Below are 22,835 nucleotides of genomic sequence, written 5' to 3'. Positions count from 1 at the left end.
CACTGGTTAGGTGGTTATTTCGTATATCGGGATTGTTACATTGCAGTACGGCTATATTTTTAACGCATTTTAACAGCATTTGTTTTATCTGCGGCCTTCTTTTTTGCAGATTTCACAAAAAAAGAGGGAAATCATTGATTCCCCTCTGCTTGGTTATAAACCTAATATCTGTCGGTTAAATTGCTCATCAGTGCCTGTGGCGGCGAAGTCATCGAACGCTTTCTCGGTGACTCGGATAATATGCTGGTCGATAAATGGAGCGCCTTCCTTCGCGCCATCGACGCTGTTTTTAATGGCGCATTCCCATTCCAGCACGGCCCAACCGGCAAAATCATAGCCTGCCAATTTGCTGAAAATACCTTTGAAATCTACCTGCCCATCGCCTAAAGAGCGGAACCTTCCGGCGCGCTCCAACCAACTGCTGTAGCCGCCATAGACGCCTTGCTTGCCTGTGGGGTTAAATTCAGCATCTTTCACATGAAACATTTTGATGCGCTCATGGTAATGGTCTATATAAGAGAGGTAGTCCATGCCTTGCAGCAGGAGGTGCGAGGGGTCGTATAATAAACAGGCCCGCTCATGCATCTGGCAGGCTTCCAGAAAACGCTCATAACTAATGCCATCGTGCAGGTCTTCCCCCGGATGGATTTCATAGCAGAGGTCGACACCATGTCGGTCAAATTCATCTAAAATGGGAAGCCAGCGTTTGGCAAGTTCCTGAAAACCTGTTTCCACCAAACCGGCGGGCCGCTGTGGCCAAGGGTAAACCATATGCCATAACAAGGCTCCCGAAAAGGTGGCATGGGCTTTTAAGCCTAGGTTTGCCGACGCCTTCGCCGCAAATTTCAATTGCTCGGTAGCCCAGGCTGTCCGTGCTTGTGGATTATTGCGGACTGCAGCGGGTGCAAAACCATCAAATAATTGATCATAGGCTGGGTGTACCGCAATCAGTTGCCCTTGCAGGTGGGTCGATAGTTCAGTAATCTCCAAGCCAATGTCTTGCAGTTTTCCTTTCACCTCATCGGCATAGGTCTTGCTCTCTGCGGCTTGTTGCAAATTAAAAAATGAAGGATCGTTAGTCGGGATCTGAACCCCTTTAAATCCTAAGGATTGAACCCATTGGGCTATATTTTCTAAGTTATTGTAAGGTGCTTCATCGCCAATAAATTGCGCTAAAAAAATACCTGGACCTTTTATTGTCTTCATGCGGATTTAAGTTTTTCTAAAGATAAAGAATTTTGAGAAAGGCCAAATTTGTATTGTAACAAACGTTAATATCTGCGCTTTTAACAGGAATTGGCATAATGATTGGAATAGTCCATAAAAATAACAGCGTAAGCTTAGCATTTAAGGACTATGAAAAATGTATTAATATTATTGTTTGTTGCAATTGGCTTGGCTTCTTGTAGCAAAGATACCCTGGACAGTATCGAACGCGATACAGCACAGAATATCATCCGTTTAAATAAATGGTTTGATGTGGTAAAAACGGAAACAGAGAACGGAGAAACCCATACGGAGATCTTGGTGGGAAATGAACAAAACAGTTACATTGAATTTAGAGCAAACGGCAATGCTTATATCATGAAGAATGATCAATCATTCGCTGATCCAATTCCATACAGCATGCCCGATAACAAGGTCATGATTTTTGATGGCGTACGTTATGAAATTCAAGAAAATATCATTTCTACCATCACGAAGTTTACCTTAAAAAATGTTGAAGGCGACAAAACAACAACCATTCAATTCAAGAGACGTTAATATAAACTTGATATGAGAAGTAGAGGCTGTCTGAAAGGATGGCCTTTTTTTATGGGCTAATAGCTCCGCAGATTAGGCTTTGTTTTTCTGCTCAATCCAAAGCGACATATACTTGCGGGCATTGTATTGGTTGTTCCATAGCAATTGCCCCATGATGTTGTGCCGGCGATGCATCTCCAGGTTCTCTTGCAGCTTTGGAAGCAGGGTTAAAAAAGCAGCATAATGCGCTCGGGAGTCCAATTTTTCCCATAAGTGCTTTCCTCGCTGCTGCGCTTCTTGCCAGGCGGTTTCCGATTCATATAAGGCGATGCTTTCCTGAATAAAGGTTTCCCGATCATCGGTAATTAGCCCTTGCCATAGCCCATCCTGGCTTAAACCTTCCGCCCCGATGCTGCTGCTGATGGAAACTGTACCAGCACGTAGGGCATCAATAAATTTTCCTTTTAAACCCGCACCGAAAGGTATAGGTGCCAATAATAAGCGGTATTGTTCCATGCAGCTGATGGCTTCCTCCACTCGTCCCTTAATCAGGAATCCCGAAGCCGGATGATGCAGCTGCAAGACTTTCTGACTCGCATAGGCACCATAAATATGAAGCTCGGCCTTCGGCAATTGCTTGCGGATGCTTGGCCATAGTTCCTTCAATACCTGCACGGTTTTCCAATTCGGTTCATGGATGAAATTGCCAATAAACATAAAGTGCTGCCGTTGCTTGAAGCTGGGCGTTTGTCGTTCTTCCGGTTCCAAGTAAAAGGGAAGGTGGAACAACAGGCTAGGGTTAATGCGGAATACCCGATCTAAAAGGGCCATTTCCGTAGGGGATATGATCAAGGATAGGTCGCAACGCAAGATCGACGCTATTTCACGTAGACTATCGCCCTGCAGGTAATCGGCATCTTGAACTTGCCTTCCTATTTTATAAGCCGCTTGTCGGGCGGCACGTATGCCGTGTAAATCTTCCGTATCTAAGAGTAGTAAAGCCTGGGGGCAGGCTTCTTTTACGCGCCAACTGTATTGCTCTTCTACCATAAAGCGGTCAAAGAGTACAATGTCTGGATGCAGGTCTTTTACCCAGGCGTCGAAACCGCTGTCATTCAGTTGAATTTCATGCTCCTGCACCTGCCAGTCGGTTAAGGGAAAGGAGTGCGGCGATTTCGCTGCCGCACAGGCGAAATGCAGCTCATAATCTTGTGTGCGAAAGCTGCGGATCAGCTCCAGCATATGCCAGCCAGCGGCCGATGAAGTCGGTTCTGGCCATACCAAACCAATGATGAGCAGGCGTTTTCCCATAGCGCAAATTAACATAATAAAAGGGATTCCATCAGATGATTTTTGTTTTCGTACCTTTGCCCCATAAATCAACGCAACATGTTAGGATTAAAATTATTGACAGATCCCCGCTGGGCAAATATTGCCTCCTCGAATTTGGAAGAAATATTGACCGATCATGCTTGGTGTGAGCAAAAAGCCGCTTCCAATGCCATTTCTTTAATTACCCAAAACTCAGAACATGAGGATTTAGTGCATGAACTTACCGCCATTGCCATCGAAGAGATGGACCATTTTAAAATGGTGATCGATATTATCAAAGAGCGCGGCTATACCCTGGGTCGCGAGCGTAAAGACGATTACGTAGGGCAGTTGATGAAGTTTATGAAAAAAGATGGCTCCCGCAACCAATCCTTTATCGATCGCTTGCTGTTTGCCGCCATGATTGAAGCGCGTAGCTGCGAACGCTTCCGCGTGCTGTCAAAAAACATTAAGGACGAGGCCTTGGCCAAATTCTACCATGAGCTGATGGTGTCAGAAGCCAATCATTACACGACCTTTTTAAACTTCGCACGTAAATATACAGTTGATGTCGATGTGGACAAACGCTGGAAAGAATGGTTAGATTTTGAAGGGGAGTTGATTCAATCGTACGGAAAAAAAGAACATATCCACGGATAAGGTTCTTTCTTAACATATATCAATGGATAGCCTGTGTGAACAGGCTATTTTTGTATCAACAAATTAGGAGAATGAACATGGAACTAGGAATAGGAATGTTTGGCGATCTGCAAATAGATGCCCAAACAGGAAAAATACAAGATACACAAGTACGTTTAAGCGAGATCATCGAGGAAGTAAAACTCATGGATGAGGTAGGGGTGGATTTCTTCGGAATGGGAGAACACCATAGAGCTGATTATGCCGTCGCATCTCCAGAAATTATTCTAGCGGCCGCAGCATCGGTAACGAAAAATATAAAATTAGGAAGTGCCGTTTCTGTATTAAGCTCAGCCGATCCGGTGAAGCTGTATCAAGACTTTGCAACCGTCGATTTACTGTCAAACGGGAGAGCGGAAATTATGGCCGGACGTGGTTCTTTTATTGAATCTTTCCCGCTCTTTGGCTTCGACCTGAAAGATTACAGCGCCCTGTTTGAAGAAAAATTAAACCTCTTGCAACGGCTCAATAACGCGGAAACAATTACCTGGACCGGGAAATTCCGCCCGAGTATCATCAATCAAACGATCTACCCGCGTCCTGTAAAAGGTAAAATGCCAATTTGGGTAGCCGTAGGTGGAACCACCGAATCCGTAATCCGTGCCGCTAAATTAGGCCTGCCCGTTATGTTTGCTATTATTGGTGGATCACCGGTTAATTTCAAACCTTTGTTTGAAATCTATGAACAAGCCTTTGTAGATTCCGGGCATAAATTGGAAGATATGCAGGTAGGGGTGCATATGCATGCTTTCTTCGGTGAAGATAGCCAGGATATTGCCAAATGGTACTACCCTTATTATGCCGGACAAATGGATCGCATTGGCGCCTCCCGTGGCTGGCCAGCTTACCAACGCACGCAGTATGATTATGGCCGCTCAAAACACGGACACCTTATCGTCGGCGATGTGAATGAATCGGTAGATAAAATCTTGCAGATGCAAGAACTCTTCGGATTAACCCGCTTCTCTGCCCATATGGACGTCGGTAGCCCCGACCATGCAAAAATGATGAAAGCGATTGAGCTTTATGGAACGCAGATTATGCCGCAAGTAAAAAAAGCATTAGAAAAATAAGGAGATAGGGGAGGAAAGTACGGGCCAAGTTTAAACGCTTGGCCTTTTTTGTTTAAACTGCGGCCCGCTTTGTACTGCGTTTTGGCCCGTGCTGTCATCGTGAGCGGAGTCGAACGACTGGTACGTCAATGCAATCAATAACACATAACCCACTCACCAACAACGCTTTTTAAAATAGCGATAATCAATGATGATCGCATCGCTGATTGTAATGACGTACCAGTCGTTCGTGGTTCGACTCCGCTCACCATGACAAATTGATGACAAAACGCTAAAACTCCCCTAACTTTCTCCCATTCTTCTCCCCTTTCTCACCCCTTTCACACCCGTATCAAACCCCTTTGCTATAGGCTTAACAAAAGGCCTGCAAGGCCTTTGCAAAGCTCTTACAAAAGCACTACCTAAAACCCTTCGGGTTACTTTGTCTTAGGTTTCTGTATTCATAATTACACGGCGTAAAAAAAATAAACCACCTCGCTATGGAATTGTTAAAAAATATGCATCAGACAATAAAACGATAAAATGAAAAGGATATTTATAATTTCAACATTGAGCCTCAGCTTGCTGGCAGGCTGTCAGCAGAAGCAAGAAGACCAAGGGATGCGTGAAGCGGCAAGTTCTGAATTAGCTTTAGAAGAAATTGATGCTGCACCTGCGATGAAGCAAAGCGATCAAGCTGCAGAGCAAGCCATAGCGAGTCCTCAGGTACCAGTGGTTTCGCCAAAGAAAATCGTGCGTTCCGGAAACTTGTCCATTGAATCAAAAGATATCCACGCCAGCAAGAAGCATCTTGATGCTGTTCTTCAGAAATTTCAAGGCTATTATGAGCAGGAATCTACCAATAACAGTCAGCATGCTACCCAATATTCCTTGATCGTTCGCATTCCTTCCAAATCCTTTGATTCTTTTATGCAAAGCTTGGAAACCGGCAAGGACAAAATCACGGAAAAGAATATTCAATCTACCGATGTTTCTATACAGTACTATGATGTAGAATCGCGCTTAAAAAGCAAACGCACTTATTTAGAGAAATATCAACAGATGGTATCAAGTGCTAAATCGGTGAAAGATTTATTAGAAATTCAAGAGCAGATTCGTCAATTGCAGGAAGATATCGATGCGAATGAAAGCCAGTTGCGCAACTTAAGTGGACAGGTAGATTTTAGCACCTTGCATATCAATCTTTTTGAAGAGCAAGCCAACCTGCCGATGGGATCCAATTCTTTTTGGATGCGCGTGAAAGATTCATTAACCTTCGGTTGGCAAATGCTGGAAGGACTAGCCTTAGTGCTGATCGGTATTTGGCCTATCTTTATTTTAGGAGCAATCCTATTTGTAGGGATTCGGAAATGGCAAAAGCGTAGGAAGGTGAAATAACGAATAGATAGGAGGGGTTAACTGCTATAAATTAGACGAGGAATTGCCTAAAGCCCTTAAAAACTTATTTTAAGAGTCAATTTGATGTCCCTAATTATTTATGAAACAAACAGTGTTATTATTAGTGGTTTTCTTGCTCTCGATAGTTGTAGTTAGCGCGCAAGAATTAAAGGAAGGAACATATACCATAAATGGTCTTTCTTTTCAGATTTCTTATTCTGATTTCGATACTGGGGGAATTTTGATATCACCAACTAAAAGTATTCTACTTCCTTCCGGACCAGATGATATAGAAGGTTATGGATCATCCAGCATAGCTGCATCAGTAAAGTTTGACAAGCGACTGCTCGATCTTACTACTTTAAACACGTTATTATCGCAAGGTAGGGTAGCTCAACTTAAGGCAAATAATGAAGATTACATAGTAAGTGTCATTACCGACATATCAGGAAAAGTTTTGAGTTCGTCGTTGGATGTACCAAAGAACTCGCTTCTTACTAAGGAGGAACTGGTGAAAATATTGACTTATTTAAATAGCAGAAGTTATCAAGTGACGAGTTTCAGAGGCTTACATAAGCAACTAGGATGTATATTTAAAGACGAAATTTTTAGATTCTAAAATCGAAGAGACTAATCACATCTCTTACCTCAGATATTTAAGGTAAAGATACATTCCTATAACTATTCTCAGCAATCCTATTTGTAGGGATTCGGAAATGGCAAAAAGTGTAGGAAGGTGTAATTTTTGAAGCGTAAGGGGGAGCACAGCTATCTATTTTATCATCATATTTGAATCTTTTAGGGGGATATTCGAGCTTAAAGGCGCCTATATCTCCCTAAAATTTCACCTACCTGATAAAAAATAAATATCTTTGCACCGTGGAAAAAGCGATAAAATTGGTAGATATCAGAAGTTTGAGCCTGGCTCAGCTAAAGGACGCCCTTGTAGAAATGGGTGAGCAGGGGTTTCGAGCCAAACAGATTTATGAGTGGCTGTGGGTGAAATCGTGCACCGATTTTGATGAGATGAGTAACCTGAGCAAGTCTTTGCGGGAGAACCTTAAATCCCGTTTTGCAATCAATGCGGTGAAAGTGCGTCAGTCGCAAATTTCCAACGATAAAACCATTAAAAGTTCGTTTACCCTGTATGACGGTAATGTTATTGAGGGGGTATTAATTCCGGCTGATGATCGGATGACGGCCTGTGTCAGTTCGCAAGTAGGTTGTAGTTTAACCTGTAAGTTTTGTGCAACGGGCTATATGGATCGTAAGCGGAACTTAAATGCCGATGAAATCTACGATCAGGTGGTATTGATTGCCAAACAAGCTGAAGAACAGTATGGGCATCCGCTCTCCAATATTGTATATATGGGTATGGGCGAGCCTTTATTGAACTATAGCAACATGATAAAATCGGTAGAGCGCATTACTGCTCCTGATGGTTTGAATATGGCGGCAAAGCGTATTACGGTTTCCACAGCCGGCATTGCCAAGATGATCAAGAAATTGGGGGATGATGAAGTTCGTTTTAATTTGGCGTTATCCTTGCACGCGGCAAACGATACCAAGCGGAACGAGATTATGCCCATTAACGAGCAGAACTCCTTGAAAGCCTTGGCCGAAGCCTTGAAATACTTCTACGCGAAAACAAAGAACCCAATCACCTTTGAATATATTGTTTTCCATCATTTCAATGATGAATTGGAAGATGCGAAGGAGCTGGCCAAGTTCTGTAAGCACGTACCTTGCAAGGTGAATATCATTGAATATAATCCTATCGCGTTGGCAGATTTTGTAAATGCCGAGGCGGATAAAATTGAGGAATTTGCCACGTATTTACGTAGTCAAGGTATCACCACGAATGTTCGACGCAGTCGTGGGAAGGATATTGATGCGGCATGTGGACAATTAGCGATCAAAGAAAAGGCCGGGCAAGTAACCGACTAAATCAATTAATCTCTTCATAATATTTTAGTTATACGGGATGCCTATGTTTCAGCATGAAACTTAGGAATACGTATGGGAAGGCCTTATTGCATTTGGTTTACCCCCCTCAATGTGCAGGATGTAAGGATATTCTTTATTTCCAAGAGCACTTTATTTGCAGCAGCTGTCTTTATCATCTTCCCTTTACGGAAGATCATTATTGTCTGGAAAACGAAAGTTATAAGCAACTTCGTGGTAAGCTAGACATCCAACGGGTGGTATCGATGTGGTACTTCCGCCCGGCCACGCGTGTATCACGCATCATTCATCATATCAAATATGCGAATAAGCCGCATTTGGCAACCTATGTAGGGCGGCTCTATGCCCAAGAACTACGTGCGAGTGGGGTGTTTGAGGATGTGGATTTGTTAATTCCCTTGCCCTTACATCCTTGGCGAAAGTTAAAAAGAGGCTACAATCAGAGTGATTATTTTGGGCGTGGTCTGTCGGAAGGGTTAGAAAAACCATTAATGCGGAAGATTTTAGCCCGGGTAAAGCATAATCCTAGCCAAACGAATCAGGATCGGATCGATCGTTTTGATAATGTGCAGGAAATCTTCAAATGCCGGAAGGATATCGATTTAAATCATAAACACATCCTGTTGTTGGATGATGTATTGACCACCGGTGCGACCATTACCTCCGCTGGGCAAGCTATTCTAGCCTGTTTCCCCCACTGTCGGATTTCCGTAGCCACCATTGCCAAGGCTTAACGCCTTACTTTTCCGTTATGCACGGAAGGACAGTCGCATGACCTGAAGATGGAGCAAGAACTGAGGGCTGAGCTCAGCAACAAGAAAGCGAGGAATAGCAGTGTAATTCTTTTCATTATTGATATTGTGCGCGTCTGTTGTATAAGAGGAAATAACTAAATAAGGCCATACAAATACCTACCATATCGGCGAATACGTCCCACCAATCGGCATGGCGTGTATTGGTGAAATACATTTGTCCTAATTCGGTTAACACGATAAACAGGATAGACACTAAGAACACCACAAAAATGGTTTTAAATTTTCCTGCACGGCGTTTGGTGTCAATAATGCGCCCAAATAGCATCAGGGTAGTCAATAAGAAGAAGCTACCACAGTGAACCATTTTATCAAATCCGGCGAAAAACTCTACGGAAGGAAGGTCGTTTGCAGGCATAAGCATCAGGATACACATTACGATTGCCCAAATGATTGCCCATGCATAGTTTAATATCCAGTTCATTACGCTAAAAGTCGCTCTTTAAATCCATATTTAAAAGGATTAGCCTGTTTTTTTTCGGGAGCGAAGCGGTTTGAATCTTGCGTTAATAAAATTTAATCACTGATAATCAATGTGTTGTGATAATTTTTTGAAAAAATATAGTACTATGTATTGCAAAGTACCATCCAAAGGATATATCTTTGTATTGTTATGATAGCAGAAAACACACAAACCCAAATGAGGAAAGGAATACTGGAGTACTGTATTCTATCGATAATTTCTCGGGGAGAAATATACGCCTCAGACATAATCAGCGAGCTGAAGCAAGCTGAACTGTTGGTGGTTGAAGGTACGCTATACCCTTTGCTAACGCGATTGAAGAATAATGGCTTGTTGAGTTATAGTTGGCAAGAATCGACCTCCGGACCCCCACGAAAGTATTATCAGATTACAGCCGATGGCCTGCAGGTGTTGCAGAAATTGGATGTCACCTGGAAGGAACTGGTATTTGCTGTGCAAACAGCTATTGGAAACCGTGAAATTTAAACTAACTACTTAACTAATATAGTCATGAATAGAACCATTATCATCAATATAAACAGTATCGTTTTCCACATCGAGGAAGACGCCTACGAGATCTTACGATCCTATATGATCGAGATCAAGAAGCACTTTGGCAAAACTCCGGATAGCAAGGAGATTCTGGAAGATATCGAGAATAGAATTGCCGAGATGTTTACCGAGCGTATCCAAACCGGCCGTAAGGAGGTTATCAATCAGCAAGATGTCAATGAAGTAATCGCCCTGATGGGACGGGTTAGCGATTTTGAAAACGACTTTGTTGATGAGCTACGCGAAGAAGAAGGCACCGTAGAACCGGAGCAGACCAGAGCCGGGCTAGATGCCGAGCAAGAGCCCGCAAAAGAAAGCGCCAGCACTAGCGAGCCTAATTTTACCTTTACCGCTTCGAAAAAGTTAATGCGCGATATGGACGACCGTATTTTTGGTGGAGTTTGTTCCGGATTGGGGCATTACTTTAACCTGGAAGCGAAATGGATTCGTATCATTTTTGTGTTGTTTTTCTTATTTGGCGGATCCGGCGTACTTTTATACGTTGTGTTATGGGCGGTGATGCCTCAAGCCTTAAGCCGTTCGGATAAAATGGCGATGCGTGGGGAAGCGGCCAACCTACAGAATTTTAAAAAATCCTTCGAAGAGGAAATGAAGGGGCTATCGGAAAATTTTTCCGGGGCCGGCGAGCACTTTAACCGGGGCGCACGTACGGTAGGCGATATCTTAGGTCGCATTTTTTCCATCTTCGGTAAAATATTGGCCATCTTCTTTTTGATAGGTTTTGGCTGTATGCTGATCGGTTTATTTATCACCTTCGTGTTCAGTACCCTAAACCTATTGGGCTTTAAAAACGATATTATGTTGCCGCCATTGGAGGTGATGCAACCTACGGAAGCCTTTTTCGCCTTGTTGGCCGGGTTTATGGCTGTCGGTATTCCAACATTCGCCGTATTCTACCTGCTCTTGCGGGTGGTATTTAAAGTGCAGCGCATGAACAATTATTTGAGCATGACCTTATTTGCCACCTGGATCGTATCGATCGTGATGATCCTTTACTTTGTGGTAACTACCCAGCAACAATTCCGTGAGGAAAGTACCATCAGTGTGGAAAAACCACTAGACAAGAGCGATAGCTATGTGTTTAATGAGAACGATGTGCGGGTGATTAAGGCCTCTGACGAAGAGTTTAACAGCAAGAAATTCAATGTGAATGTGAAAGGGGAAAAGCTGGCCGATTTTCTACGTCAGGATATTTCGATTCGTTTTGAAATGTTGGATTCGTTAAAAGCACCTTACATTCAATACAATTACAGTGCGCGTGGAAATACTTACCAAGAGGCTTCAGATCGTGCCTCACGCATCGCCTATCAGGTGAAACAAGATAAGAACCTGGTTTCTTTCGATAGTCATTTTGCCATGAACCAGAAAGATGTATACCGCGATCAAAATGTACGCATGGTTGTTTACTTGCCGGTTGGCACTCGGGTGTCCTTAAGCAATAGCTTGATCTGGAAAACCCGCGATATTCAGGCCGATGCCTGCAGACAGGACGATAAGAAAACAACCGAATGGATAATGACCAATAAAGGGTTAAAATGCATTTGGCGCATGGAAGAAGAGAAATTGAAAGCCGAAGAGGAGAAATTGAAAGCCGAAGCGGAAAAGAAACAAGCAGAACTGGAACAGCTGCAAGAAGAAAAGGAAAAGGCTGTAGAAAAGCTGAAAGAAAAAATAGAAAAAGAAGCAGAAAAACAAACTGCTACTGCAACCAAAGCTTAACAACAAGCGTCAACTAATTAATTATTAACCAATCTAAGCGTTTTCTTAGGTTGGGCTGGAAAACTACATCTCAAACTGAAACAAAAAAAACAATGGGAAGAATAATTGTACTTCTTTTAGCAACCGTCTTGTTGCACGTTCAAGAAGCCTGGGCCAAATCGCAGGACGCCGATATTCGGGGTCGCGTGCTGAACCAAGATAACCAACCAATTGCTGCTGCATCGGTATACCTGATGTCTAGTGAAGCAAAGGTGTTAATAAAAACTGCCGTAACTGATGAGGAAGGGAATTATGCCATTCTAAAAGCCCCCAAAGGTACCTATTATATTGAGGTTTCTTCCGTAGGGCTTGCGACGAGCAAATCTGCCGTTTTTGAATTAAAAGACGCTGCTTTTCAGGTGCCGGATATAAAAATGGCCGCCGCTAGCCAGCAAATAGAAGCCGTAACGGTGCAAGGGCAGGTACCTATGGTGCAAAACAGAGACGGCAAGCTGGTGCTGAATGTAGAAAACTCAACCTTGGCGGCTGGAAATAATGCCTTGGAAGTGTTGAAACGCGCACCGGGGGTGAGTGTAGATAAGGATGAAAACCTACAGTTGATGGGGCAAAGTGGGGTGGCTGTCACCATCGATGGTCGGCAAACCTACATGACCGGGGAGCAGCTAGCGACCTTCTTAAAATCTACCGATGCCGGGCAGATAAAAAGTGTGGAAGTGACCACTACGCGCCAGGCTAAAGATGATGCTGAAGGGTCTGTAGGGACCATTAATATTGTGCTGAAAAAGAATAATACCGAAGGGTTTAATGGTTCTTTTGTGGCCAGTGCGGCACATGGGCAGCACCCCAGAGGAAACACTTCCCTGAACTTAAATTACAAAAAGAATAATACCACCTTATTTGGCTCCTATGCCTATACCAACAATACCCGGAATACGGAGTTAAACTTGGAGCGTATTATAGCCAATAACGGGAAAAGTACCCTATTCGATCAGCGTGCTAATTTAAAAGAGCAAGAAATAAATCATAATTACCGGGTTGGAATAGAGCAAAAGACTTCCGCCAAGAATACCATGATGTTGCAATTTACGGGCAATAATAATATTGAGGATGGGGAAAACCTGAGCGACTCGCATATTGGCCCATCCAAATCGGTTGCCGATTCGGTTATCAATGCGACTTCCTATAACATGACCAAGTTTAACCGTTATTCCATTAACTTCAATAATGAGTATAAATTGGATACCCTAGGAAGTAAGCTTACCCTGGATGGGGATTGGAGTATGTTCCGGACAAGCAATGATGTGAATTATTTTTACAAAACACTGCATCCAGATGGTAGTCTGGTGCGACCAGAGGAACAGGAGCGCAGCAATATGCCGGTGGATATTGATATTTATGTGGCCAAGTTAGATTACCTGAAACCTTTTAAGCAAGGGAAACTGGAGGCCGGCTTGAAATATAGCAATGTAAAATCGGACAATGATTTAGGCTTCGAGCATTTGATCAATGGGCAGTGGCAAGATTATGAAGGCCGTCCAAACCACTTTATCTATACCGAGCAGATTTCCGCGGGCTACGTAGATTATAGCCGTGCTTTTGGAAAATGGTCTACCAAGATTGGATTAAGAGCAGAATATACCATCTCCGATGGGAATTCTATCACCAAAAATAACCGGGTGAAGCGCGACTACTTGGACTTTTTTCCTTCGGCAAGCCTAGGCTATAACATCAGTGAAAACCATGTGCTGTCTTTAAGTTATGCGCGAAAAGTAACTCGTCCGAACTATCGGTTTTTGAATCCTTTCCGCTATTACATCGATAAGCTGACCTTTCAGGAGGGAAATCCTTACGTCAATCCAGCCTATACGCATGGCATCACCTTAAACTATACCTTGATGCAGATGTTCAACTTTACCTTCGGAACTGATATTACGCGGGATGCCATTGTGGAGAGTATGGGGCAAGATAAAGAAACCAATGAAACCTGGATTACGCGGGAGAACTTGGCCAATAACAGCACCACCTATATCAACATGAACATTCCTTTTCGGGTAGGAAAATTCTGGACCATGAATAATAATATTACCGGAATTTATATGCACTTCAAAGGGCCAATTGCAGGCTATCAGGCCGATTTAGGATCCTATTTTATTCAGGCCAACAGCATGCATACCTTTAAATTGAACAATCAATTTTCAGCCGAAGCAAATATTAATGGAAATACGCCGTTTATATATAATGTATACAAGATTCAAGAACGTATAAACGTAGACCTAGGCCTGAACTACAACTTCAAGAATCAGAAAAGCACGCTTAAATTAGCGGTTACTGATGTGTTCCGGTCCAATAGAAATAATATCGACACAAATTTTGAGGAGTTCAACTCCAAGATTAGACAATATAACGACAGCCAGACTGTCCGTTTGACCTATACCTATAAGTTCGGGAATTTAAAACAGCAGATTCGCAAACGCGATTCCAGCAACGAAGAAAAGGATAGAGCAAATTAAGAACGATTTTTGTTTCAATGTTTAGTTAAGTTAAAGGTCGCAGGCTCCCAACCTGTGGCCTTTTTTTGTGAATATTTCCTATTATTGTGTCATGAAATTAAAGCAGATTGTTGTGTTTTGTGCTTCAAGCCCGGGTTTTGGAACCCGTTTTATGGAAGCTGCGGAGGAGGTTGGGCAAGCTTTTGTAGCACGCCAAATTCAACTGGTTTATGGCGGTGGGCGTGTAGGCTTAATGGGCGCCGTTGCGGATAGCGTGATGAAGCATGGTGGACAGGTGGTAGGGGTTATTCCACAATTTTTAAACAGTAAAGAAATTGGGCATTCCGGCATTACCCAATTAATTGAGGTGGATACGATGCATGAACGGAAGGCCAAGATGAATGCCCTATGCGATGGAATTATCGCGCTTCCGGGCGGGTTTGGCACCATGGAAGAACTGTTTGAGATGGTGACCTGGGCACAATTGGGTTTGCATAAGAAGCCCGTAGGCTTATTGAATGTGGATGGCTTTTACGATCATTTGATTCGTTTCATCCAAGAAATGGTTGATACAGGTTTATTGAAAGAAGAAAACCAACAGATGATGTTGTTTTCTGACGATATCCATACCTTGATCGATAAGATGGAGCAGTATGAGGCGCCACCAGTGCCAAAATGGTTAAATATTGAAAAGTCGTAGTATTTCCCTTTTTACTTAAAAGGGAAATACGCTTTTGCATTATAATAGCAGATATCTTGAATGATTTTTCCTATCCATGGAAGGTCGTTTGGTAATTCACCTTTCACCACATCCTCTGCAAAGATATCACATAGCAGGCGCCGGAAATACTCATGGCGCGGGAAGGATAGAAAACTTCTGGAGTCGGTTAGCATGCCCACAAATCGGGAGATCAAGCCAATGTTAGACAGGGCATTGATTTGTTTGGTCATGCCGTCTTTTTGGTCATGGAACCACCAGGCAGAGCCATATTGCATCTTACCAATGGTTTTACCGTCGTTGAAGTTTCCGCCCATGGCAGCAAAGAGCTCATTGTCCATGGGGTTTAAGTTGTAGAGGATGGTTTTGCCGAGTTTATCTCGGCGGTCTAAATTGTTCAGAAACTTAACCAGGGCTTCTCCTTGTCGGTAGTCGCCAATGCTGTCAAATCCTGTATCGGCTCCCAAGGTTTGGATGGCTTTGGTATTGGTGTTACGGAAAGCCCCCACATGGAACTGCTGTACCCAGCCTTTTTCGTAATCCCATTCTGCAAATTGTTGGAGTAGCGCCGATTTGAAGGCGTTGATTTCTGTGTTGCTCAAGGCTTCGCGACGTAGGATTTTATCAAAAATGCTTTTCACCTGCGCCTCGGTAAAATCATCCGCATAGAGATGGCTTAGGCCATGATCGGAGATGCAACAGCCTTGTGCCGCAAAGAAGTCGTGCCTCGCTTTTAAGGCGTCCAAGTACTGCTGATAGGATTGGATTTCCATCCCGGTTATGGCTTGTAGCTTGTCGATATAGCTGAGGAAGGCATCACCCTGTTCGGGGCTCATGGCTTTATCCGGCCGGAAAGCCGGGAACATACGGATGTTTTTGCCTTGGGCCGCGTAGGCTTGGTGATGGGCCAGGTCGTCTGTTGGATCATCGGTGGTGCAAATAACTTCTACCTTCATTTTCTCCAATAAGCCGTAGACTGCATAATCGGGTTGCGCCAGCTTTGCATTGGCTTCCGCGTATATCGCATCGGCTGTTTTTTCACTTAGCAAGTCGTGGATACCAAAATAGCGTTGCAACTCTAAATGGGTCCAATGGTATAAAGGGTTGCGTAAGGTGTAGGGGACAGTTTTAGCCCAATGTTGGAATTTTTCTTGGTCGCTGGCTCCGCCGGTGATATACTGTTCATCAACCCCATTGGCGCGCATCGCCCGCCATTTATAATGATCGCCCTGCAGCCAAATGCTGGTTAGGTTTTCAAATTGCTTGTTTTCGGCCAGCTCTTGAGGGGGTAAATGGTTATGGTAATCGATGATGGGTAGGTCTTTGGCATAGTCATGATACAGCTCTTCTGCGATGCGGCTATTTAACAGAAAATTGTCGTCCAGGAAATTTTTCATACGCGTGCTATCGGGTTTATCGTTTGGATGTGTAGGTATTGAAAATACAGATTTCTAGGGTAATATCATTAAAAAACGAAGATAATTGCGTATTTTTATTTTCTAACTTGATATAAACTAACGATTTAATACATGAAAAAATATTTTTTATCCATAGCGCTAGGCTTTAGTTTATTGACAGGGTATAGCCAAAGTAAATTGACAACCCTATGGGAGTCTAAGGAACAATTGCCTGTACCTGAGTCGGTTTTGTATGTTGCTGATCGGTCGGAACTTTTTGTTTCGTTGATTGATGGCGAGGGAACCAAAAAGGATGGTAAGGGTGGTGTAGCCGTTTTAAACCTCGATGGAAGCATGAAAAATGCGACCTGGGTTGAAGGCTTGAATGCGCCCAAAGGCATGGCCCTGTATCAGGATCAATTGTATATTGCCGATATCAATGAGGTGGTTATTGTCGATGTGATCACCGGTAATGTGATCAATCAGATAGAAATCCCGGATGCGGTTTTCTTAAATGATGTAACCGTAGACCGTGCTGGCAAGGTGTATGTTTCAGATACCCGTGCAGGCAAGATCTATGTACTACAGAACAATAAACCACGTTTATTTATGAGTGACGTGCCGAATGTGAATGGTCTGCGTGTAATAGACGGGGTTTTATATGCGATGGCAGGTCCGGAATTGTGGAAGATTGATGCCAATGCGAATAAAACCGTTATTGCGAAAGGCTTGAAACTAGGCGGAGATGGCCTGGAGCCTGTTGGTGATGGCAGCTTCTTGGTTACCTGCTGGGGTGGTTTAATCTACCATATTTCTGCAACCGGGGAAGTGAAAGAATTATTGGATGTACAAGGTAAAATGAATACGGCCGATTTGGGCTATAATCAGCAAGACAAGATTTTGTATGTGCCTACGTTCAATAGTAATTCGGTGGTTGCCTATCAACTTAATTAGTAAGTCATAATCCCAAAATAAAAGCCGATGCGTTTCAATACGCATCGGCTTTGCTATTTTAGTCTGTTGATTATTGCAGTACTTCCGCCAGCTTGGCATTTAAAGCATCGCCGTGTAAGTTTCTGGCGATGATGATGCCCTGTGGGTCGATGAGGATATTCTGCGGAATAGCCTTCACGCCGTAGGTCTGTCCTGCGGAATTGTTCCAGCCCTGCAAGTCGGATACATGTTTCCAGGTGAGTTTATCGTCTTTTATTGCCTTATCCCAAGCCGCAAACTCCCGATCAAAGGAGACCCCAAGGATTTCGAAGTTCTTGTCTTTAAACTGTGCGTAGGTTTTAACCAGGTTCGGGTTTTCCTCTCGACAAGGCGGGCACCAGGAAGCCCAAAAGTCTACCAGTACATATTTACCTTTCAAATCAGAGAGGGCATAGGGCTCGCCCGCTAAGTTCAATTGGGTAATGCTGGGTGCTTTTTTGCCTACCTGCGTATTCTTTAAGGCATCTAAATAACGCTCGAAGATTTTCCCTTGGGTGCTTTTGCGTACTTTCTTATCCAGCTTTTTAAATAAGCCTTGTAATTCCTTGTATTCCGGGTTGTACACACCGATGCGCTGCAAGGTTTGTAGGGTTTCTATATTCTTGGGATTAGCCTTGACCTGTGCGATCAGTTCTTCTTTTTGCTGCGCAAAAAGCAAGCTCGGAAGTAAGGCCAATAGGCAAAGCAGTTTCTTCATATCATGGAGTTAAGACTCAAATATACTTAATATCGACTATGTAGGTCGAGATAAAAATGTAATAATTCAATAATTTTTAGCGCAGTATCTCAAAGATAACCGCTTTAAAACCACCCTATAGGCAGTTTTTAGAATTATTGTAGAACAATAAAACGAAGAAATGATAATTTTCTTGTTAAGAAATTGCAAATTTTGCGCTTGCAACCTAATTTATTAGTAAATTTGTTACTCACTAAGGTATTTTTCAATTTAAATGGCAAGATTAAATTTATTAGAGGAAACCCGTTTTGAGAAAGTTCCGGTTTCGGTTTACCCCTCTCAAGATGAAGCTTCTATTCAAGTTGCTCAACGTATTGCCGCTATCATCTTAGATAAGCAGGCAAAAGGGGAAAAGGCAGTGCTCGGATTAGCTACCGGGGCCACTCCTATTAAAGTCTACAAAGAGCTTGTACGCTTGCACAAAGAGGAAGGATTGAGTTTTAACAACGTAGTGACATTCAACTTGGATGAATACTACCCAATGCTTCCTAATGCGGAACAAAGCTATGTAGCTTTTATGAAAAAACACTTGTTCGACCAGATCGACATTCCTCAAGAGAATATTAATATTCCTGATGGAACGCTTGCTCCGGAAGAAGTACAGGCCTTCTGTATTGCTTACGAACAAAAAATCTCTAGCTACGGCGGATTAGATGTCCAAATCCTTGGTATTGGTCGTACAGGTCACATTGGTTTCAATGAGCCTGGGTCGGCACCAAACTCTGGAACGCGCTTGGTAACCTTAGATGACCTTACTCGTAGAGATGCTTCACGCGACTTCGGGGGTAAGGAAAATGTACCAACGAAAGCGATTACGATGGGTGTTGGAACCATCTTTAAAGCCAAAGAGATTGTGTTAATGGCGTGGAATGAGAAGAAAGCTGAAATTGTGAAAAAAGCAGTGGAAGGCGAAATCTCTTCGGAAATTCCAGCAACCTATTTACAGATGTCTGATAAAGTCGAGTTTGTTTTGGATACAGATGCGGCATCAGCATTGACCCGTTTTAACCTTCCTTGGTTAGCACACGATGTGGTCTGGGAAGATAAGTTGGTGAAAAAAGCAGTGGTATGGTTATCCCTGCATTTGAAAAAAGCCATCTTAAAATTAACGGATGATGACTATAACAACAATGGTATGGCTCAGTTGATTACCGAGCAAGGTACTGCGTATAGCATCAATATTCGTATTTTCAACGAATTACAACGCACCATTACAGGTTGGCCGGGAGGTAAACCAAATGTTGACGACTCGAACCGTCCGGAAAGAGCAGAACCTGCACGTAAAAATGCCATCTTGTTCTCGCCACACCCGGATGATGACGTTATTTCTATGGGTGGTACCTTTATTCGCTTGGCTGACCAAGGGCATAATGTGCATGTAGCCTACCAAACTTCCGGTAATACGGCTGTTTGGGATGATGATGTATTACGTTATTTAGAGTTTGTTCAAGATTTTGCTGTTGCGGTAGATGATGATAACGGGGTGACCCGTAATATTTACGAAGAAGCACGTGAATTCTTCAAGGTTAAAAAACCGAATCAGGTAGATCCGGAGATTATCCGTACCATTAAAGGGTTAATCCGTAAGGGGGAAGCCATCGCGGGTGCTCGCTTTGTGGGGGTTCCGGATGAGAATATCCATTTCCAAAACTTACCGTTCTACGATCGTGGGAAATTCACGAAAGAGGTAGATTTTGAAGATGATATTTTGCAAACCATGGAGCTATTGCGCCAAGTGAAGCCGCATCAGATTTTTGCTGCCGGCGATTTCGCAGATCCGCATGGTACGCATAAGGTTTGTTTCGACATCATCTTGGAAGCCATCTCACGCCTACGTAAAACCGATGAGTGGACGAAAGACTGCTGGTTATGGTTATACCGTGGTGCTTGGCATGAATATCCGATTCATGAAATCGAAATGGCCGTGCCTTTATCGCCGCAAGAGGTGAAACGCAAGCGCTTAGCGATCTTTAAACACCAATCACAAAAAGACCTTCCTGTATTCCCTGGGGATGACCCTAGAGAGTTCTGGGTAAGAGCGGAGGATCGCACCAGCGAAACTGCCGGTCTTTACCATGAGTTAGGCTTAGCCAACTATGAAGCCATCGAAGCTTTCGTACGTTGGAAGTTTAAAGACTAAGCTTTTTTAGCATAGCATATTAACAGGAGTTCATTCGAACTCCTGTTTCTTTTTAACCCTTCTGCCTTAAGTATTTCGGATTATTAAGTTTTTTGTCGGATTCTTTATTTTTTCATGCTAATGCAGGTTATACTTTTGTCTATTATTTAGAATTAGTATAATTAAAATGAAGAACATTAAACTTTTTACCTTTCTAATAGCCCTTTGTTCCATTCATAGCTTATCTGCACAGACTACTGTAAAAGGAGTAGTGGTGAATCCGAAAGGACAGGGATTAGCTGATGTAAATATTTCCAGTGCTGGCGTTTCAACTAAAACGAATGCGACTGGTGCCTTTGAGTTATATGTAGACCAAGCCGGTGATGTGGTTTTGCTGCTAAGTGCCGTTGGCTACGAATCGCGAAATGTGCAAGTGAAACCTACAGGCTTGCAAACGCAGGTTTCTGCCTTAATCTTAAACGATCAACAAGGACAGATTGATTCAGTGGATGTGACAGGTTATCATACCATTAACGATAAGAAAGTGGCTGTTGGTAAAGGTGGGATTTTAATTCGCGATTTGCCGCAATCGGTGCAGATTATCAATGCCCAGGTAATCCGTGATCAGCAAGTCAATCGCCTCAGCGATGTATTGAAGAATGCCAATGGTGTTGCTTTAGGAGCTAACCGTGGCGGCGTAAATGAGAATTTCTTCGCTCGTGGTTATAGTTTAGGGACGAATAATATCTTTAAAAATGGTGCCCGCACGAATAATGGAGGTTCCATTGAAGCGAGTACCCTAGAATCTGTAGAGATATTGAAGGGTAGTGCTGCTTTATTGTATGGTGGTGTTTCTGGTGGTGCCGTGGTAAACTTGGTTACCAAGAAGCCTAAATTTGAGTATGGCGGCGAAGTTTCAATGCGGGTTGGAAGTTATAATCAGTATAAGCCCATGGTTGATGTGTATGGCCCGCTCAGCGATAAAGTCGCTTTCCGGATTGTAGGAACAGGGGAATATGCGGAAAGCTATCGGGATCATGTGGAAAGCAAACGCTTTTATGTGAACCCTTCCTTATTATATAAGATATCGGATAAATCGAGCTTGAATGCGATGTTCGATTACCTGAAAAGCGATTATACTCCCGATTTTGGAATTGGATCGGTTGATGCTAAAATCGATAAGCGCGTTGGTAGAAGCACCTACCTGAATACGGTTTGGGCCTATAATAAAACAAACTCTAGCAATGGTCAATTGGCTTTTAGCCATGAATTTTCATCGGATTGGAAACTTGATGTTAATGCCAGCTACCAACAATATGATCGTGATTATTATGGTGCTGAGCGTATTCAGGCGAAAGCCGATGGTTCTTTACCAAGGGTCATCAATCGGATTCAATCGAACGAATTGACGTTTAATCAACAGGCTAACTTAAACGGAAGCTTTTATACGGGTGGAGTTAAACACCAGGTATTGCTAGGTGCGGATGTGGATGAATCACGTGCAAAAAACCATACTTTTAATATTTATGCCACCCCAGGTTCTGATAAACCGAGTACGGCCTATGATGTGATCAATGTGTTTGATCCCAATTCATATAAGTCGCGTGAGGATGAGCCACGTAATGAATTAAAACTAAGAACGACAACCGATATTTACCGTTATGGTGTATTTGCGCAGGACTTAGTAAGCCTAACAGATCAGTTTAAGGTGATGGTAGGCCTTCGCTATACTCGGCAAATCATGAAAGAAGCAGAGGCGTATGATTATGCAAAAGACTCTACCTACACCGTTCAAAACCTTACAGCCGATAAAAAGCCTTTAGGTGATAAGAAAGAAGGGGCCTGGTCGCCGAAGTTTGCATTGATTTATCAACCGATTAAATCGTCGACAATCTATGTTAGTTACGCCAATAACTTTGTTTCTAACAGTGGCTATGACCGTGATTTTGTGCCTATGGGACCTTCCATCATCAACCATTACGAAGCTGGCTTAAAGAATGAGTTTTTCGATGGTCGCTTAACGGCAAATGTAACCTGGTACCGTATCGTGAATGATCGTTTTGCGCAAGTAATTGTGGAGGATGATGGTACCGTGAAGGACCAAAACATGAAGGAATTCTCAGGGAAAACAGCCAGCGATGGTTTGGAAGTTGATATTACAGGAACCATTGTCGATGGACTTGAAATTATGGGTGGTTATGCTTATAACTTCTTCCGCTATTTGGAAACCAATGATAATGGTCCGGTAGAAGGTGTTCGTTCTGTGGGTACAACGGCTCATACAGCGAATGCTTCCCTGTTCTATACCTTTCAGCACGGGGGAGTAAAAGGCTTGAAGCTAGGTTTCTCAACCTATTATACCGGGAAAAGAAACGCGGGATGGAACAATACCAAAGTGAATGTGGCTGATGGGTTGAACCGTTTAATTCCGGTAGATCCATTTACTACGTTTGATTTCTCTGCAGGCTATGGCTACAAGAATTGGAGCATCCTTGGGAAAATCAGCAATATCGGTAATGCCTTTAACTACTATGTGCACGAGAATTACAGTGTGAATCCGATTCCACCACGAAGTTTTACAACGACATTAAGTTATAGATTCTAATGAAATGTGTGAGGAGCCGCCTGAAAAGGTGGCTTTTTTTATG

The 22,835-nt window shown here is 43.1% G+C and carries 19 protein-coding genes; 14 read left to right on the top strand and 5 right to left on the bottom strand.

What is annotated here, in order from left to right; all coding sequences use genetic code 11:
• Window positions 1-153: 153 nt before the first annotated feature.
• The gene (locus GQF63_RS07710) at window positions 154-1,206 is read right to left on the bottom strand and encodes a sugar phosphate isomerase/epimerase family protein (protein ID WP_160368628.1); all 1,053 of its coding nucleotides are present in this window, start codon (window positions 1,204-1,206) and stop codon (window positions 154-156) included.
• A gap of 150 nt (window positions 1,207-1,356) precedes the next feature.
• Between GQF63_RS07710 and GQF63_RS07705 the strand changes: the two genes are divergently transcribed.
• Window positions 1,357-1,764, top strand: coding sequence for a putative periplasmic lipoprotein (locus GQF63_RS07705; RefSeq protein WP_160368627.1), 408 nt, complete (start codon window positions 1,357-1,359; stop codon window positions 1,762-1,764).
• A gap of 72 nt (window positions 1,765-1,836) precedes the next feature.
• On the opposite strand, the gene GQF63_RS07700 is transcribed toward GQF63_RS07705, so the two are convergent.
• The gene (locus GQF63_RS07700) at window positions 1,837-3,054 is read right to left on the bottom strand and encodes a glycosyltransferase (protein WP_160368626.1); all 1,218 of its coding nucleotides are present in this window, start codon (window positions 3,052-3,054) and stop codon (window positions 1,837-1,839) included.
• A 78-nt stretch (window positions 3,055-3,132) separates the two neighbouring features.
• On the opposite strand from GQF63_RS07700, the gene GQF63_RS07695 reads away from it, so the two are divergent.
• The 6 genes from GQF63_RS07695 (at window position 3,133) to GQF63_RS07670 (ending at window position 8,902) form a co-directional block, all read left to right on the top strand.
• Entirely contained in the window at window positions 3,133-3,714 is a 582-nt protein-coding gene (locus GQF63_RS07695) for a MiaE family protein (protein ID WP_160368625.1), read from the top strand.
• Between the two features lie 77 nt (window positions 3,715-3,791).
• Window positions 3,792-4,826 (top strand): LLM class flavin-dependent oxidoreductase, encoded by a 1,035-nt coding sequence (locus GQF63_RS07690; protein WP_160368624.1) that lies wholly within the window; start codon window positions 3,792-3,794, stop codon window positions 4,824-4,826.
• A 522-nt stretch (window positions 4,827-5,348) separates the two neighbouring features.
• Window positions 5,349-6,203 carry a DUF4349 domain-containing protein gene (locus tag GQF63_RS07685; RefSeq protein WP_160368623.1) on the top strand — a complete coding sequence of 285 codons (855 nt, stop codon included), beginning with the start codon at window positions 5,349-5,351 and terminating at the stop codon, window positions 6,201-6,203.
• 100 nt (window positions 6,204-6,303) lie between these two features.
• Complete coding sequence (locus tag GQF63_RS07680) at window positions 6,304-6,822, top strand: hypothetical protein (RefSeq protein WP_160368622.1); 519 nt, start codon at window positions 6,304-6,306, stop codon at window positions 6,820-6,822.
• 260 nt (window positions 6,823-7,082) lie between these two features.
• Entirely contained in the window at window positions 7,083-8,150 is a 1,068-nt protein-coding gene (gene rlmN / locus GQF63_RS07675; RefSeq protein ID WP_160368621.1) for a dual-specificity RNA methyltransferase RlmN, read from the top strand.
• A gap of 53 nt (window positions 8,151-8,203) precedes the next feature.
• Window positions 8,204-8,902: a ComF family protein gene (locus GQF63_RS07670; protein WP_160368620.1), complete on the top strand. Its 699-nt coding sequence runs from the start codon at window positions 8,204-8,206 to the stop codon at window positions 8,900-8,902.
• Window positions 8,903-9,017: 115 nt separating this feature from the next.
• On the opposite strand, the gene GQF63_RS07665 is transcribed toward GQF63_RS07670, so the two are convergent.
• Window positions 9,018-9,404, bottom strand: a complete 387-nt coding sequence (locus GQF63_RS07665; protein WP_160368619.1) for a VanZ family protein — start codon at window positions 9,402-9,404, stop codon at window positions 9,018-9,020.
• Window positions 9,405-9,593: 189 nt separating this feature from the next.
• On the opposite strand from GQF63_RS07665, the gene GQF63_RS07660 reads away from it, so the two are divergent.
• The 4 genes from GQF63_RS07660 (at window position 9,594) to GQF63_RS07645 (ending at window position 14,924) form a co-directional block, all read left to right on the top strand.
• Window positions 9,594-9,929, top strand: a complete 336-nt coding sequence (locus tag GQF63_RS07660; protein ID WP_160368618.1) for a PadR family transcriptional regulator — start codon at window positions 9,594-9,596, stop codon at window positions 9,927-9,929.
• A 24-nt stretch (window positions 9,930-9,953) separates the two neighbouring features.
• Entirely contained in the window at window positions 9,954-11,735 is a 1,782-nt protein-coding gene (locus GQF63_RS07655) for a PspC domain-containing protein (RefSeq protein WP_160368617.1), read from the top strand.
• 92 nt (window positions 11,736-11,827) lie between these two features.
• Window positions 11,828-14,245: an outer membrane beta-barrel family protein gene (locus GQF63_RS07650; protein WP_160368616.1), complete on the top strand. Its 2,418-nt coding sequence runs from the start codon at window positions 11,828-11,830 to the stop codon at window positions 14,243-14,245.
• A 91-nt stretch (window positions 14,246-14,336) separates the two neighbouring features.
• Window positions 14,337-14,924 carry an LOG family protein gene (locus GQF63_RS07645; protein WP_160368615.1) on the top strand — a complete coding sequence of 196 codons (588 nt, stop codon included), beginning with the start codon at window positions 14,337-14,339 and terminating at the stop codon, window positions 14,922-14,924.
• 11 nt (window positions 14,925-14,935) lie between these two features.
• On the opposite strand, the gene uxaC is transcribed toward GQF63_RS07645, so the two are convergent.
• Window positions 14,936-16,339: a glucuronate isomerase gene (gene uxaC / locus GQF63_RS07640; RefSeq protein ID WP_160368614.1), complete on the bottom strand. Its 1,404-nt coding sequence runs from the start codon at window positions 16,337-16,339 to the stop codon at window positions 14,936-14,938.
• A gap of 132 nt (window positions 16,340-16,471) precedes the next feature.
• On the opposite strand from uxaC, the gene GQF63_RS07635 reads away from it, so the two are divergent.
• Window positions 16,472-17,293, top strand: coding sequence for an SMP-30/gluconolactonase/LRE family protein (locus GQF63_RS07635; RefSeq protein WP_160368613.1), 822 nt, complete (start codon window positions 16,472-16,474; stop codon window positions 17,291-17,293).
• Between the two features lie 70 nt (window positions 17,294-17,363).
• Here GQF63_RS07635 and GQF63_RS07630 read toward each other — a convergent pair whose 3' ends face one another.
• Window positions 17,364-18,029, bottom strand: a complete 666-nt coding sequence (locus GQF63_RS07630) for a peroxiredoxin family protein (protein WP_160368612.1) — start codon at window positions 18,027-18,029, stop codon at window positions 17,364-17,366.
• A gap of 253 nt (window positions 18,030-18,282) precedes the next feature.
• On the opposite strand from GQF63_RS07630, the gene nagB reads away from it, so the two are divergent.
• Both nagB and GQF63_RS07620 read left to right on the top strand, forming a co-directional pair.
• Entirely contained in the window at window positions 18,283-20,208 is a 1,926-nt protein-coding gene (nagB, locus tag GQF63_RS07625) for a glucosamine-6-phosphate deaminase (protein ID WP_160368611.1), read from the top strand.
• 166 nt (window positions 20,209-20,374) lie between these two features.
• Window positions 20,375-22,792 (top strand): TonB-dependent receptor, encoded by a 2,418-nt coding sequence (locus GQF63_RS07620; RefSeq protein WP_160368610.1) that lies wholly within the window; start codon window positions 20,375-20,377, stop codon window positions 22,790-22,792.
• The last annotated feature ends 43 nt before the right edge of the window (window positions 22,793-22,835 follow it).

It is taken from the genome of Sphingobacterium humi (assembly GCF_009768885.1).
GTDB classification, from domain to species: domain Bacteria; phylum Bacteroidota; class Bacteroidia; order Sphingobacteriales; family Sphingobacteriaceae; genus Sphingobacterium; species Sphingobacterium humi.
Note: the sequence above shows the minus strand (reverse complement) of the source record. Positions and strands in the feature narration are given on the sequence as shown.

Excerpts from the sequence above, each read along its gene's own strand:
- GQF63_RS07695 (WP_160368625.1), top strand. The coding sequence starts at position 3,133 with ATGTTAGGATTAAAATTATTGACAGATCCCCGCTGGGCAAATATTGCC.
- GQF63_RS07685 (WP_160368623.1), top strand. The coding sequence starts at position 5,349 with ATGAAAAGGATATTTATAATTTCAACATTGAGCCTCAGCTTGCTGGCA.
- GQF63_RS07680 (WP_160368622.1), top strand. The coding sequence starts at position 6,304 with ATGAAACAAACAGTGTTATTATTAGTGGTTTTCTTGCTCTCGATAGTT.
- uxaC (WP_160368614.1), bottom strand. The coding sequence starts at position 16,339 with ATGAAAAATTTCCTGGACGACAATTTTCTGTTAAATAGCCGCATCGCA.
- GQF63_RS07670 (WP_160368620.1), top strand. The coding sequence starts at position 8,204 with ATGAAACTTAGGAATACGTATGGGAAGGCCTTATTGCATTTGGTTTAC.
- GQF63_RS07645 (WP_160368615.1), top strand. The coding sequence starts at position 14,337 with ATGAAATTAAAGCAGATTGTTGTGTTTTGTGCTTCAAGCCCGGGTTTT.
- GQF63_RS07655 (WP_160368617.1), top strand. The coding sequence starts at position 9,954 with ATGAATAGAACCATTATCATCAATATAAACAGTATCGTTTTCCACATC.
- GQF63_RS07690 (WP_160368624.1), top strand. The coding sequence starts at position 3,792 with ATGGAACTAGGAATAGGAATGTTTGGCGATCTGCAAATAGATGCCCAA.
- GQF63_RS07700 (WP_160368626.1), bottom strand. The coding sequence starts at position 3,054 with ATGGGAAAACGCCTGCTCATCATTGGTTTGGTATGGCCAGAACCGACT.
- GQF63_RS07660 (WP_160368618.1), top strand. The coding sequence starts at position 9,594 with ATGATAGCAGAAAACACACAAACCCAAATGAGGAAAGGAATACTGGAG.
- GQF63_RS07665 (WP_160368619.1), bottom strand. The coding sequence starts at position 9,404 with ATGAACTGGATATTAAACTATGCATGGGCAATCATTTGGGCAATCGTA.
- GQF63_RS07620 (WP_160368610.1), top strand. The coding sequence starts at position 20,375 with ATGAAGAACATTAAACTTTTTACCTTTCTAATAGCCCTTTGTTCCATT.
- GQF63_RS07705 (WP_160368627.1), top strand. The coding sequence starts at position 1,357 with ATGAAAAATGTATTAATATTATTGTTTGTTGCAATTGGCTTGGCTTCT.
- nagB (WP_160368611.1), top strand. The coding sequence starts at position 18,283 with ATGGCAAGATTAAATTTATTAGAGGAAACCCGTTTTGAGAAAGTTCCG.
- GQF63_RS07635 (WP_160368613.1), top strand. The coding sequence starts at position 16,472 with ATGAAAAAATATTTTTTATCCATAGCGCTAGGCTTTAGTTTATTGACA.
- GQF63_RS07650 (WP_160368616.1), top strand. The coding sequence starts at position 11,828 with ATGGGAAGAATAATTGTACTTCTTTTAGCAACCGTCTTGTTGCACGTT.
- GQF63_RS07710 (WP_160368628.1), bottom strand. The coding sequence starts at position 1,206 with ATGAAGACAATAAAAGGTCCAGGTATTTTTTTAGCGCAATTTATTGGC.
- GQF63_RS07630 (WP_160368612.1), bottom strand. The coding sequence starts at position 18,029 with ATGAAGAAACTGCTTTGCCTATTGGCCTTACTTCCGAGCTTGCTTTTT.